This window comes from Amycolatopsis sp. Poz14 (genome assembly GCF_006704225.1).
GTDB lineage: Bacteria > Actinomycetota > Actinomycetes > Mycobacteriales > Pseudonocardiaceae > Amycolatopsis > Amycolatopsis nivea.
Window position 1 is genome coordinate 43,969 of sequence record NZ_JACLHD010000001.1, and the last position, 13,173, is coordinate 57,141.

Here is a 13,173-nt window from a genome sequence, read left to right on the forward strand (position 1 = left end):
GCATTCCCCCGATCGTGACCTCGGATCAGCTGTTTTTCAGCAGTTTTCCAGTCGACAGCATGCGCGCCGCGAACAGGCCCTCGCGGAATGCCCCAGGGAAGAACAGCCGCAGGAACCCGAGGTAACCGGCCAGCACCACGGCCAGTCCGGCGACGAGCGTCACGATCGCCGGAACCCCGTGCTGGCGCAAGACGATGTGCACCACCCACGCGGCCGCGACCGCGGGCATCGAGGAGATGAACGCGGGAAGGATGGTCAGGATCCAGGTGCCCAGCCCGAAGCCGGCGAGTTTGCCGATCGCACGCACGAGGAACGGCGTGATCACGACCGTCGCGATGGTGTAAGCCGTCGCCACCCCGGTCACGCCCCACGGGAGCCCCAGGAAGAACGCGGGCACCATCAGAGTGAGCGGAATCCAGGCCCAGCGGAGCGAGACGTCCGCACGGCCCAGCCCCATGAATACCGACCCTCCGGGCGTGGTGAGCGACTGCAGCACACCGGTGACCGCGAGCGCCGTCACCACCGGAGCCGAAGGCAGCCACTGTGCACCGAACACCGTCTCCACGAAGTCCGGGGCGAGCACGGCCACCCCGAGCATGCTGGGCAGTGCCACGAGCGCGATCACCCCGGTGATCCGGAGGAACACCGACCGCACCCGGGCTACGTCGTCCTGCACCTTCGCGAACACCGGGAACGCCACGCGGTTCGCCACGTTCCCCAGCAGGCTCACCGGAATCAGCATGATCCGGTACGGCACCGTGTAGTACGACAGCGCGGTCTGCCCGAGGAACCGGCTCACCACGACATTGTCGACGTTGCGCGCGGCGTAGCCGATCAGCTGCGCACCCACGAGCGGCAGGCCGAACACTCGCAGGTACTTCCACGCTTCCTTGTCCACCGCGATCTTCGGCAGGCCCGCGGCGGCGAACCAGAAAACCAGCACGATGAGGTCGGTGCCGACCTGCTGCACGACCAGTGCCCAATACCGCATGCCGAACTCGGCCGCGACCACGCCGATCGCTCCGCCGAGCAGGGTGCCCGCGATCTCGGTGACCGCCATCGCGCGGAACCTCAGGTTCCGCTGCAGTTTCGCGGCGGCCACATTGGACACACCCTTGAGGACCGGGCTGGCGGCGAGCGCGATCAGCACCGGGCCGAGGTCCGGCACGTCGAGAAAGCCCGCGATTTCGTCTGAGAACAGCACTGTTGCCCCGGCCATCGCGAGCCCGATCGCGGCCAGCGTCCAGAACGTGACCCCTTCGTCCTGTGGCCGCAGATCCGGCTTCTGCACGATGCTCGACGACAGACCGGCTTCGAGCAGCACCGCGGTAAGCGAGATGTACACCGTCGCGGCCGCCGCGACGCCGAAGTCCGTGGGACCCAGCAGCCGAGCCAGCACCACCGCGAAGCCGAGCCGCCCGAATTGGCGCACGATCATCGCCACGACAGTCCAGCGAGTGCCATTCGCCGCGGCTGCCGCCGTCGAGCGCGGCGGTGCGGGGGCGGGCTGCTCCGCGTGCGTCGTCACCGGCGGTTCCCCGCGCGTACCGCGAGCTTCGCGTACTCGTACCCGCCGCGAGCGACGGTGCGCAAGATCCGCCTCCAGTTCGTGCGCAGCCATCCGCGCATCTGCAGCAGGCAGCGGACCTTGTCGCGCGGGCTGATCCGGGACCGCAGCACCGCGAGCGCGTACTGGCGGCCGATGTTGAGCACTGGAAACGGGATCCGGCCGCGCCACTCTGGGTCGAGAATCAGGTATCGCGACCGTGCGGTGGGCGCCTGCCGCATGATGCGGCCGGGGTGTTCGCGGTGCAGGAACAGCTCTTCGTCGACCAACCGGATCGGCCCGTGCAAGGCGAGTTCGACGATCTCCAGGCGGTCGGCCGAATCGAACGACGCGTGCAGCGACGTCAGTGCGAGCAGATCCCGGTTCACGACGCCGAACCATGCGAAGCACATGTGGTCGCGCTGGGTCAGGTCGCGGAACCGCACCGCGACGTCCGGGTGTTCGGCTCGCAAGTTTTCGTCCCAGCGGTGCGTGCGGTTGCCGTCGACGTCGATGTCCACCGCGACGGTGTGCGCGCACGACGCCTCCGGGTGCGCGCGCAGTTCCTCCAGACACCGGCTGAAGTAGGTGGGCAGGTAGACGTTGTCGCCATGCACCCACGCGAAATAGTCGCCGTCGGTGTGGTGAAAACCGTAGTTGTGATTGCGCGCCGCGCCGAGGTTGCGATCGTGCCGGACGTACGAAATGCGCGAATCGAGCGCGCAGTACTCCTTCGCGATCGCTTCGGTGCCGTCGGACGAAGCGTTGTCGCAGATCAACAACTGCCAGTCGGCGAGATCCTGGGCACAAATGCTGTCGAGCGCCTGGGCGAGGAACCGTTCGCCGTTGTAGATCGGCATCGCCAGCGACAACAACGGTCTGCGTCCTCCGACTGCGCTTGCTCCGTACGCCATGCCTGCCCCTCCGCCGTTCTGACGCCGGGCGGCGGGTCCGGCCCGCGCACCTCATCGCCAACGGAATCGGAAACCGCCGATCGACGTTACGCGTACGGCACCGGTTGCGATGTACTGAGGACGGCATTGTTATTTCTCCGGCCCCGGTGTCACCGGGACAACGGAACCGGCTGCGGGGAGTTAGCGACATGACCGGCACCGAACCGGAGAAGACCGCGCGCGCCCGGCTCTCCGGGCTGGACGGCCTCCGCGGGATCGCCGCGCTGTTCGTCGTGCTGCACCACTGCCGGCTCTTCGCCTACCCCGGCTTCCCCGCCGACAACGGCCCGCCGTGGCTGTCGCCTCTGCTGTACGGGCATCTCGCGGTGGTCTTGTTCATTGTGCTGTCCGGGTTTTCCCTCGCTGCGGCTCCGGCACAGAGAGACTGGCGGCTGGGGCGCGTCCGTACCTTCCTCCGCCGGCGGGCATGGCGCATTTTGCCCGCATACTGGGCCGCGCTGCTGCTGAGCTTCCTGGTCGCGCGGTTCCTGGTGACCGAGACGCCGGATGTGGTTCCGACCGGAAAATCCTTGCTGGTTTTCGGTTTCCTGGTCCAGGACGCGGTGTCCGCGCCGAGCCCGAACAGTGCGTTCTGGTCGATCGCGGTGGAAGCTCAGCTTTACCTGGTTTTCCCGCTGCTGCTTGTGCTGCGGCGGCACGTCGGTGCGATCACGCTGATGGTGTGCGTGTGCACCGGCGTCATACTCATCCGGCTGCTGTCGGGACAAGTACCGGTTTTCGCCTCGCTGCTCCACGCGACTCCGGAGTTCGCCGTGCTTTTCACGCTCGGTGCGGTCGCGGCCGGAGTTCTCGCTCCGGGAGCGCGGCACCGAGTCCCGTGGCCATGGCTGGCCCTCGGCGGCGGAGTGGGGATTGCCGGGCTGATCGCGGTGCTGGGCTCCGTGCGCACGGTCAGCAACTATTTCTGGATCGACTTGCTCGCCGCGTTCCCGACGGCGGCGCTGCTCGCCGGACTCGCACAAGGGCGTCCCAGGGGTCTGGTGCGGCTCCTCGACACCGCACCGCTGCGGGCACTCGGGTCCTGTTCTTACAGCCTGTATCTGGTGCATGTGCCGATCGTTGCGGTGGTCAGCAGGCTGCTCATCGGACCGCATGTGCCGGCCGGGCTGCCTGCGTTCCTGCTCACGACTGTGATCGTCCTTCCCGTGGCGCTCGTCTTCGCCCGCGGTTTCGCGGCCGTGTTCGAACTGCCGTTCCAGCGGCACCGGTCCGCCGCGGCACTGCTCGCCGCAGTACGCGCGAGCCTGTCTCAGCGCGGCAGCGGCACCGGCGCGCCTCCCGCGAACACGTTGCCCGACGCGATGCGGACGTCGAATTCCGAAGGGTAGATCGGCCCGTATTTCGCGCCGGGCAGGAAAGTGTTGCCGGTGAAGACGACGTCCTTCAGCCGAGCGCCCTGCTGGCCTCCGACCGAATAGAACGTGTAGCCGCCACCGCCGAGAGTGTTGCCGGAGATGACGACAGGGCCCGCGTCGGGATGGTCGGGTCCGATGTCCGGGGAAAGGAACACCGCGGAGTTGGCCCCCTCGCCGGTGCCGATCTCGATACGGTTGTTCTTCACCACTACGTCGCCGACGTCTTCGGTGAGCTGCAGCCCGTCCGAGTGCGCGCCCGGCGAGGGGGCGAAGTCGTGGATCCACGAGTCGGTGATCGACGTGTGCGCGCCGAGTTTCGCGCCGTCGTTGGACATTCCCGTAATCTCGACCCGGATCGCCGACCAGTTTCCGTACGCGATCCCGGCGTCGGTGTAATCCCCGGTGATCAAGGTGTCCTCGATCCGGACCGAACCTTCGTTGCTGGTGCGGATTCCCCACGGCGTGCTGCCGTCACCGGTGAATTTACTGTTCCGCACCACCACTCCCGGCGCCGTGACGGTGAGCATGCCGCGCACATCGAGACCGCTCAGCACCATTCCCGGCCGGTCCGCGGTCAGCGAACCGGTCTGGGCCGGGCAGGGAGACGACCGGGCATCGGAGTCGGCGGAGGGTTCGCAGCGCTGAGCGGACACGGCCACGACGACGGCGGCTGCGGCCGCGGCAACCACCACCGCCGCGACCACAAGCAGTTTCGCCGGTCGCACTATCGCGACGATACCCGGAACACGGTCCGGCCCGATGCTGCCGAGAGAGTGGTACCGGGCCGGACCGCCGATCAGGACGGCATCTGCAGCGCGCTGCCGTCCGCGTACGTGTTGCCGGAGACCGTTTTCGCGACGAACTCGCTGGAGTACACCGGGCCGTACACTGCGTCCTTGACGAACTTGTTGTTCGTCACCGAAACGTTCTGCAACGTCGCTCCCTCGCGGCCGTTCACGCTGTAAAGCGTGTAACCGCCGCCGCCGAGCGTATTGCTGTCGATCGTGATCGGGCCGGCCGACGGGTTCTCGGCGCCGATGTCCGGGGACAGGAAAATCGCCGCGTTGCCGACCCGGGAGCCGAGGTCGATCTTGTTGTTCTTGATCACGATGTTGCCCACGTCCTCGACCAACTGCACGCCGTCGCTGTGCGCACCGGCGGCGGGCTTGAAATCGTGGATCCAGGAATCGGTGAGCGACACGTTGTTGCCCAGTTTCGCTCCGTCGTTGCTCATTCCGGACAGGTCGATCCGGGTGGCGCTCCAGTTGTGGTAGCTGATCGCTTCGCTCTGGTAGTCGCCGGAGAACGTGGAGTCCTCGATCCGCACCGAACCCTTGCCGGTGGTGCGCACCGCCCAGTCCTGGCCGCTGCCGGTGAACTTGCTGCGCTTGATCGTCACGTCGGGAGCCGACACGGTGATCGTGCCGCTCACGTTCAGCGCGTCGAGGACCTGGCCGGCCTGGTCGGCGGTCACGTCCTGGACGCTCTTCAGCGTGACGCCGGCCGGCACGCCGTACCCGCCGGCGGGTGCGGGCTGCGCGGACGTGGACTGAGCGGCGCTGGTGGCGGACGCCGACAGCGCGGCGGACGCGGCCGGAGGCGCGGGCTGTTCGGGGGACGAGGTTTGCGTGGGGACGGAAGACGGGGTGGCCGGGCGGAAGTGCCGGTCGGCCCCGTGGTGGCGGGTGTGCCACGACGCGTCGGCCACCGCCGCCGGGGGCTGGCTGGCGAACCCCCCGCCGAGCTGGATCACCACGAAGGCGGCCGTGAGGACGGCGGCCATGAGACCCGCGGAAACAAGGATGCGGCGCAAGAGCGCCTCACCTCCAAGGTAAAGATCACAGAAATGCAATCGAGATCGTTTTGTGATGGAACGAGAGGGACTATGCACGGTTGCCCTCGGCAGTGCAAGGCATCGCCCGGTGACAGCCCGTGAAAACCGGTGCCGACCAGCGTGATTATTTACCAGAAATGACATCCGGCACGGCCCGGAAATCGATCTTCCACCCTTTCCAGTGAAATAATCACCGAAATTTCCCGGGACGATCTTCTTCCGCCGCGGCGGTGACATTCCGTAAACTGCACCAGTGGACGTGGTCATCCCTGCGCACAATGAAGAGGCGTCGGTCGGCGCGGTGGTCCGAAAGCTGTGCCGGGAACCGCGTCGGCTGCGCTGCGTGGTCGTCGCGAACGGATCTTCCGACCGCACAGCGGAAGTCGCCCGCGCAGCCGGTAGCGACCTCGTACTGGAGACCTCGCGCCCCGGCAAGGCGCACGCGCTGAACCTCGGCGACGAGAGGTGCGTCACCTTTCCCCGCGCGTACGTGGACGCGGACATCGGCATCGACGCGGACGGGTTGCTCCGGCTCGGCTCCGCTCTGGCGAAAACCGGTGCACTGCTTGCGGTCCCGGGTGTTCGCCTGCGCACCGAGGACGCGTCGTGGCTAGTCCGCCGGTACCTCGCGGCGTGGCAGCAACTGCCGGCGGTCCGGACGAACGGCGCGGGCCGCGGCGTCTACGTGCTCTCGGAGGAGGGCCACACCCGGACGTTCCCGCTACCGGAGAATCTCATCGCCGACGACGGTTACGTAGAGCGCCGGATCGGCCCGGCGCAGCGGGTGGTGGTCGGGGAGGTCGAGGTGACGGTGACGCCGGTGCGCACCATCGCGGCCATGGTCCGCAGGCGGATCCGCGTCGTCGCGGGAAATCGGCAGCTCGCCGAACTGGGCCTGCCCGCAGCCAGCGGTGCCGCCGGAGTGGGCGCGCTGACCCGCCTGGTGCGCGAGCGGAAGGTGCGGCTGCTCGACGCGGCGGTGTTCGCCGGGGTGAGTCTCGTCGTGCGCGGGCTGGACGCGATCCGCCGCGCCCGCCGCCAGCGGGTCGCGTGGGGAACCACTCGCTGAGAGCCTCAGACCGGATGCCAGCTCTGGTTCGCCAGCCTGCTGATCCATGAGGGCGGCTGCAGCTGCGCGTCCGGCACGTCGCGAACCGACACCCGCCACAGCGCCGCGGCGCATCCGATCAGCAGGTGCGTCGTGATGAACATGATCGCGAAACCGAACGCGTCGAAGGTGAACGCCGCGACCGCGGCGGCGGCGATCGAACCGGCCAGCGCCTGGCCCATGCCTCGCGCGTCGGCGCTCGGCGCGCTTCGATGCACCCGCCGCGCGAGCGAGTAGCCCGTCCCGAACAGAGCCAAGCCCACGGCCAGTCCCACGACGCCGACCGTGACGAGTTCGTACAGATACTCGTTGTCCAGCACGCGGTACAGCTTCGGCACGTAGGTGCCGGGTCCGATGCCGAAGAACGGGTGGTGCTGCCACAGCCCGAACACCGCGGCGTAGTCGTCGGTCCTGCCCTGGATGCTCGGATCGGTGCCCGCGTTCGTGAACAGGCCCTTGATGCTCGTCAGCAGACCCGGCGCGCCCGCCTGTACCGCGACGAATCCGGCGATCGCGAACGGCAGCAGGTTCAGCAACGCCCGCAGCCGCACGGACCCCAGGTAGACGAGCAGCGCCACCCCGGTGGCGAGGATCGCCGACCGGCCGACGGACAGCGGGATCCCGCCGGCGATCATCGCCACGATCGTCCAGCGCGCGGGTTTGTGGCGTTGCGCGGTCAGCGCGAGGTGCAGCGCGAGCGGCAGCGCCATGCTCAGCACCACGCCGTATTCGATCGGGTGGGTGGCGAGCCCGGCGACCCGGTTGAAGCCGTCGCGGCTTTGGACGAAGTCCGCCGTCGATTCGTGCACGGTGAGTCCCGGCACGCGGATCATCTTCGACAGATCGACGATGTCGAAGAACTGCAGTGCCGCGACGAAGGCGAGCACTGCCGCACCCATGGTCACCCGTGTCAGCACCCGGCGCACCGCGCGGATGTCGCGCAGCGTGTCCGCGGTGTACAAAAGCACGCCGATGGCACTCAACTCGCCGAGCAGTCCGGAGTTCGCTCCGGACGCTTCGAGCGCGCTGAGCCCTCGGATCTGTCCAGCCGCATAGCTCGCCAACTGGCTCACCACCGCCAACAGCACCAAGACCCGCAACGGCTGGAAGCGGCGGTCGGTGCCGAGGTCCGGCGCGAGCCGCAGGAAGAACCAGATCAGGAACAGCCCGGTCGCCAGCAGCCCGCTCGGCACGCCAGCCTGGCCGAGCGGGGCGATCACCAGGTTCGCGGGCAGCAAGAACGTCAGCGAGAGGAGGAGGGTCAGCCCGGTCACCTCGTCCTTGGGCGAGAACGCGTACCCGATCAGCAGTGCCGTGACGGCGAGGGCCAGAAACGTCAAGTCCGGCACGAATACCTCGGCGACCGTCGCCAGCGCTCCGCCGCCGAGCGCGGCGGTGGCCAGCCACGGGTGCTTGTCGATGCGCCGTTCGATCGGGATGAACTCGCCGAGGCCCAGCCGGGCGCGCAGGCCGGAGCGCGGAAGGCCGCTCACTGTGCCCGTTCGGCTTCGGGAACGTCACCGCGCGCCCCCGACCGGGCGACCGTGCCGTTCACCCCGACCGGGCGGAACTTGCGGGTCGGCTGGTCGGACAGCGGTGTCGCGGTGCGTTCCGGCCTGGACGCGCTTTTCTCCTCCGGCCATTCGATCCGCCGGTCGTCGACGCCCGCGGCGTCGTCCGGCGGAGGACCGGCGGCGGGGTCAGCCGTCGCGGCGGCGGCGGACGCGGCGGCACGGACCGAGCGCCGGCGCAGCAGGTAGTCCACATACACCGACGATCCGAGCGCCAGCACCACACCGATGGCGAGCGCGGCGAGCAGCACCTTGGTACGGCTGCCGCTCGAGATCGCGGCTTCCTTGGGCTGCAGCGCGTCGTCGACGGTCACCCGGAACTGGGCAGGGATCTGCTTGACGTCCTGCAGCGCCTGCATCCGCCGATCGAGTTCCTTCCACAGCAGGCTGTAGGTGCTGAGCGAGCTTTGCGCGGTCTTCCCGGTGATGGTGATCAGCAGCAGCGGACGGCCACTGTCCACATTGATCACATAGTCCGGGCTGCCACCCGCCTTCCCGACCACGTCGCGCACGTCCGGCGAATCCGCGATCGACCCCATCACCGACGCGGCGGTCCGGGTGTCGAAGTACGGGTTGCCGGCCAGCCGCGCGGCCGCGGCTTCGTCTTGCGCGTACGGGATGTTCACGACGAGGACGCCGTTGACCGAATAACTCGGCGCGACCTGGCTCGCGGCGAGGAACCCCAGTAGGCCCGTCGCGACCAGAGCGGCGGCAAGGACGTACCACCGCCGGAACGCGATCCGGAAAATCCCGAAGAGGTCCATTGACCCGCCCTTCGCCTGGCCGTCAGGATGGGTCTCCCCCGGCCCCTCGAGTAGTGAATCGACAAAGGCGGTCCGAACGTGACAGATCAAGGGTCACCGTCTGGTGTCGCGTCTCCGCAACGAGGACAATCCGGCCGGATCTCACTCGGGTTCGCCTGCGCGTGGGACGACCCGCCACAGCCGACCTGGTCTTACACGCCTTGGTATTTGCGAGCCGCGTTGCGCGAGCGGGCCGACGTGCGCGACGTCGGCCTCACCTGGGCGCGCCCGGCGCGGACGGCGCTGAAAGTACTCGCCGCGCACCGCCACGAGGGACGCTGGGCAAGCGGCTGGAAACACCATCCGCTCACCCAAGGGCTCGCCGGAAGGCGGTTGCGGCGGTCGGCCGCGGACTGTGACGCGGTACTGCAGATCGGCGACCTCGCGCGGCTGCGCACGCCGTACCTCGTCTACCAGGACCTGAGTTTCGATCTGCTGCGCGAAGAACGCCGGCTGCGGCATTTTCCGCACTTGAACGCGCGCCGGCTCGCACAGCTGCGCGAGCGGCAACTGGAGATCTACGCGGAGGCGGCCGGGGTGCTGGCGATGAGCGAATGGCTCGCCGGGCACCTGATCCGGGTGACCGGTCTGCCCGCGGAGCGGGTCCACGTCGTCAATCCGGGCTGCAACGCTCTCCCCGAGTCCGCGCCGACGGTTCCCGAGCGCGCTGGCCCGCCGCGGCTGTTGTTCGTCGGAAAGGACTTCACCAGCAAAGCGGGACCGGAGGTGCTGGCAGCGTGGGAAATTCTCCGACGCGAGTCGGATCCGCGGATCGAATTGACGATCGTCGGGCCCGTCGCGTGGCCGCTGCCGGGGCCGGTCCCAGACGGTGTGCGGTTCCTCGGCAGGATCCCGCTCGACCAGGTGGCGGCGCTCTACCACCAGCACGACCTTTTCGTGATGCCAAGCCACTTCGAGGGGTACGGGATCGCGTTCGTCGAGGCGTTGGCGCACGGTATCCCGTGCGTTGGCCGCGACCGGTGTGCGATGCCGGAGATCATCCGCCCCGGAGACAACGGCGGCCTCGTGTCGACCGACGACCCGGCGGAACTCGCCGCCCTGATCGCTGACCTGCTGGCAGACGAAAGCGTCCGCGCCCGCACGGTGCAGCAGGCTCCGGAAGTGCTGGCACACGCCACCTGGGGGCGCGCGGCGGAGGAAATCCTCGCTGTGACAGCCAAAATCCTCAGCTGAGCACCTCACCGCCGAAACCACGCCCACCGCTCCGCGGTGCCCGTTCGCATCGCCGCCTCCAGCGAAACCCCCCGCAGTCCGCGCTCCGCCAGCGCGTCAAGCACGGCGGACGCCAACGCTCCGCGGTCGAACGTCGGCGCCGGAGCACCGGAAGGATCGCCGGGGTCGTCACCGTAACCATCGTGCGCGAGAAGGATCGCTCCGCGCTTCATGCCCTCCATCGCGCGTGCGGCCAGGACCGGCACTGGTTCGTCGAGCCAGTCCCACGCGGTCGGACCCCAGAGGACCGGCTCCAGACCAGTGCGCCGGACAGCCCGCCACGTCGCCGGGGTTTGCGCGCCGTACGGCGGACGAAACCAGCGCACCGGTGTGCCGAGGGCGTCCTCCAGCACCCGGCGGGCAGTCGCGACCCGCGTCCCGACCTCGCGCGCACCGAACCGCGTCAGCCGGGAATGATCGAGACCGTGCAACGCGATCTCGTGGCCCTCCGCGACGGTTTCCGCGAGTAGCGTGCGGTATTTCCCGACCCGCTCTGTCAGTACGAAAAACGTCGCGCTCGCACCCCTCGCCGCCAAGGCGGAAAGAACGCGCTCGGTACCGACCGGATCCGGCCCGTCGTCGAAGGTCAGGACCGCGTGTGCTTCCTCGGTCCGGACCGCGCGCACCGAACCCGCCCAGGTGGTGCCTGCGCGCACCGCCGCCCGGAGCACGGATCTCACGACGACACCCGGGTGCCCGGCCACCCGGACTCCCACTGGGCTCGCCGCTGCCACACCAGAGCCCAGCGTGAACGCCGCCGCAGCACCCGTTCCGCGAGCGCTCGCACGGCGACGCCGAACCGCAGCATGAAGAGACCGTACCGTCGCCAACGGCCGAGATGCCGCTGGACGACGCCGGCCCGCCCGGCCAGAACGAGCACGTCACGGCTGGCGACATCGCCGGCCGAAGAAGCGCCGACGTCGTGCACGACCTCGCAGCTCGGCGTGATCGACGGCCGGCAGCCCAGATCGCGGGCGCGTCGGCACAGATCCTGATCCTCGCCGTAGATGTGGAACGCCTCGTCGAGGCCGTCGAGCCGGTCCCACAGCTCCCGGCTGAGCAGCATCAGTCCGCCGGAGACGACGTCGACGTGCCGCACGGAATTCCGTGCCCAGCCGCCGAGCGATTCCGGGTCGAAAATCCGGGACCCGCGCAAGAGCACGGCAAGCCCGAGCGCCGAGCAGGTCAAGCTCCACGGGGTGATCCGGCCGAAGCAGCTGCGCGGTTCCAGCCGCCCGGTCACGTCCAGCGTGCGCCCGCCGGCGATCCCGTCGGCGGGATTCGCCCGCAAGTGCGCGACCAGCGCGTCGATGGCCCCCGGCTTCGGCTCGGCGTCCGGATTGAGCAGCAGCAGATAGCGGCCGGACGCGCGTTCCGCGGCCCGATTCACGCCGTAAGCGAATCCGGTGTTGCGGCCCAGCCGCTTGACCGTGCCCGATCCGGCCACGTCGTCGACGATGTCCGCCACCCCGTCGGTCGACCCGTTGTCGCTCACGAGGATCTCGAACGGCATCGACGGAGCCGCCGGCCCGGTCAGCGCCCGCAGCGTGCGTTCAGCGTGTGCCGCGGCGTTGTAGGTAACCATCAGCACCGACAGTTCGACCCCGCTCATGCGCGTCCCGCCAGCACGTCGTCCACGCGGACCCACCTTCCGCCGCACTCCTCGACCTCCGGCACGCTGTGCCGGACCTCGTCCAGGAGATGCGGCAGCAGAAGCAGCACATCAGCGGGTTGGCCCCGGCGAAGGTAAGCGGGGGCGATCACGGGAATCCGCGTGCCCGGCATTCGCCTCCCCTGTTTGCCCGGCGACGCGTCCGCGACCGCGAGCAGCAGGTCGTCGTCAATCCCGGCGTGGCACAGCAGCGGCACCGCCCGGGAAGCCGCGCCGTAGCCGATCACCCGGCGGCGGGCGAGCTTCCGGCCGACGAGCCACTCGCGCAACCGGGCCGCTTCGGTGTCGGCTCGTTTCTGCAGAGCACGCACCTCACCAGCGGACACCGCCGCACGCTCGGCTTCGATCAGGACACGCGTGTCGCGGTCCGGCTCCGGAGTTCGATTCGCGAGCGCCACCAGCGTGCCGCCCGCGAGCGGGCAGTTCCACGCCCGGTGCACGCCGAGGCCGTAGTGGCCCAGCGCCTCGTCCAACGCGGGCAGCGACCAATACGCGTGGTGCCCGTGCCGCAGTTCGTCCCACTGTCCCAGTCGCATTACGCTGCCCAGGCTGAACATCTGGAACACCAGCAGCCCGCCCGGCGCCAACCGGGCCGAGCGGCTGAGCAGCGCGTCGCTCTGGCTCGGTTCGTGCAGCATGCCGTAAATGTCGAAAACGAGATCGGCGCGTCCGTCCTCGGGGACAAGACCCCGGCCCCGCAATCTCGGCAGCCACGCACTGCCGTGCGGACTGCCGAATTCGGCCACCGTCTGCCCGGCGCGCAGCCGGCCTTCCGCGGCCAGCCGGTCGAGCACGTGCTCGGCCTGCTGCCGCATCGAACGCGGCTCCAGGCCGAGCACGGTTTCGGGCAGTCCGGGGTCTTCCGCCAACTGGGCAAGACCGCACGCCGCGCACAGCCACATGCGCAGCGGAAATCGCGGGTCAGGCCCGTCGTCGTCCGGTTCGGCGAACTGCTCGCAACCCGGCTGCAGGCCGAGATCGAGCACCACCTCGCCACGCGCGCCGCGGCAGTACCGGCACCGGACAGATTCCGCCGGGCCCGCGGTCAGCGGGTCCGCCACCGGGCTGGCCACCGCC

The 13,173-nt window shown here is 69.2% G+C and carries 12 protein-coding genes; 3 read left to right on the plus strand and 9 right to left on the minus strand.

Annotated features, from left to right (window positions below):
- Nucleotides 1–25: 25 nt before the first annotated feature.
- Nucleotides 26–1,528, minus strand: a complete 1,503-nt coding sequence (locus FKO37_RS00280) for a lipopolysaccharide biosynthesis protein (RefSeq protein WP_238603426.1) — start codon at nt 1,526–1,528, stop codon at nt 26–28.
- Entirely contained in the window at nt 1,525–2,460 is a 936-nt protein-coding gene (locus tag FKO37_RS00285) for a glycosyltransferase family 2 protein (RefSeq protein WP_238603427.1), read from the minus strand. Before FKO37_RS00285 ends, FKO37_RS00280 begins: the two co-directional genes overlap by 4 nt.
- Before the next feature lie 188 nt (nt 2,461–2,648).
- On the opposite strand from FKO37_RS00285, the gene FKO37_RS00290 reads away from it, so the two are divergent.
- On the plus strand, nt 2,649–3,848 hold the full coding sequence (locus FKO37_RS00290) for an acyltransferase (protein WP_238603428.1): 1,200 nt from the start codon (nt 2,649–2,651) through the stop codon (nt 3,846–3,848).
- Here the strand turns inward: FKO37_RS00290 and FKO37_RS00295 are convergent.
- Nucleotides 3,770–4,600 carry a hypothetical protein gene (locus tag FKO37_RS00295; protein ID WP_238603429.1) on the minus strand — a complete coding sequence of 277 codons (831 nt, stop codon included), beginning with the start codon at nt 4,598–4,600 and terminating at the stop codon, nt 3,770–3,772. The genes FKO37_RS00290 and FKO37_RS00295 overlap by 79 nt on opposite strands.
- A gap of 71 nt (nt 4,601–4,671) precedes the next feature.
- Nucleotides 4,672–5,688: a right-handed parallel beta-helix repeat-containing protein gene (locus FKO37_RS00300; protein WP_238603430.1), complete on the minus strand. Its 1,017-nt coding sequence runs from the start codon at nt 5,686–5,688 to the stop codon at nt 4,672–4,674.
- 274 nt (nt 5,689–5,962) lie between these two features.
- Between FKO37_RS00300 and FKO37_RS00305 the strand changes: the two genes are divergently transcribed.
- Complete coding sequence (locus FKO37_RS00305; protein ID WP_238603431.1) at nt 5,963–6,778, plus strand: glycosyltransferase; 816 nt, start codon at nt 5,963–5,965, stop codon at nt 6,776–6,778.
- Nucleotides 6,779–6,783: 5 nt separating this feature from the next.
- Here FKO37_RS00305 and FKO37_RS47465 read toward each other — a convergent pair whose 3' ends face one another.
- Together FKO37_RS47465 and FKO37_RS00315 are read right to left on the minus strand one after the other, a co-directional pair.
- Nucleotides 6,784–8,310, minus strand: a complete 1,527-nt coding sequence (locus FKO37_RS47465; protein ID WP_238603432.1) for an O-antigen ligase — start codon at nt 8,308–8,310, stop codon at nt 6,784–6,786.
- The gene (locus FKO37_RS00315) at nt 8,307–9,152 is read right to left on the minus strand and encodes a hypothetical protein (protein ID WP_238603433.1); all 846 of its coding nucleotides are present in this window, start codon (nt 9,150–9,152) and stop codon (nt 8,307–8,309) included. Before FKO37_RS00315 ends, FKO37_RS47465 begins: the two co-directional genes overlap by 4 nt.
- A 78-nt stretch (nt 9,153–9,230) precedes the next feature.
- On the opposite strand from FKO37_RS00315, the gene FKO37_RS47470 reads away from it, so the two are divergent.
- Nucleotides 9,231–10,385, plus strand: coding sequence for a glycosyltransferase (locus tag FKO37_RS47470; RefSeq protein ID WP_238603434.1), 1,155 nt, complete (start codon nt 9,231–9,233; stop codon nt 10,383–10,385).
- Nucleotides 10,386–10,390: 5 nt separating this feature from the next.
- Here FKO37_RS47470 and FKO37_RS00325 read toward each other — a convergent pair whose 3' ends face one another.
- The 3 genes from FKO37_RS00325 to FKO37_RS00335 are packed head-to-tail and all read right to left on the minus strand — an operon-like array spanning nt 10,391 to nt 13,169.
- Nucleotides 10,391–11,104, minus strand: coding sequence for a polysaccharide deacetylase family protein (locus FKO37_RS00325; protein ID WP_238603435.1), 714 nt, complete (start codon nt 11,102–11,104; stop codon nt 10,391–10,393).
- Entirely contained in the window at nt 11,101–12,036 is a 936-nt protein-coding gene (locus FKO37_RS00330) for a glycosyltransferase family 2 protein (protein ID WP_238603436.1), read from the minus strand. Before FKO37_RS00330 ends, FKO37_RS00325 begins: the two co-directional genes overlap by 4 nt.
- A complete protein-coding gene (locus FKO37_RS00335) occupies nt 12,033–13,169 on the minus strand; it encodes a class I SAM-dependent methyltransferase (protein ID WP_238603437.1) in 1,137 nt (378 codons plus the stop codon). The genes FKO37_RS00330 and FKO37_RS00335 overlap by 4 nt, the downstream gene beginning before the upstream one ends.
- Nucleotides 13,170–13,173 lie beyond the last annotated feature (4 nt).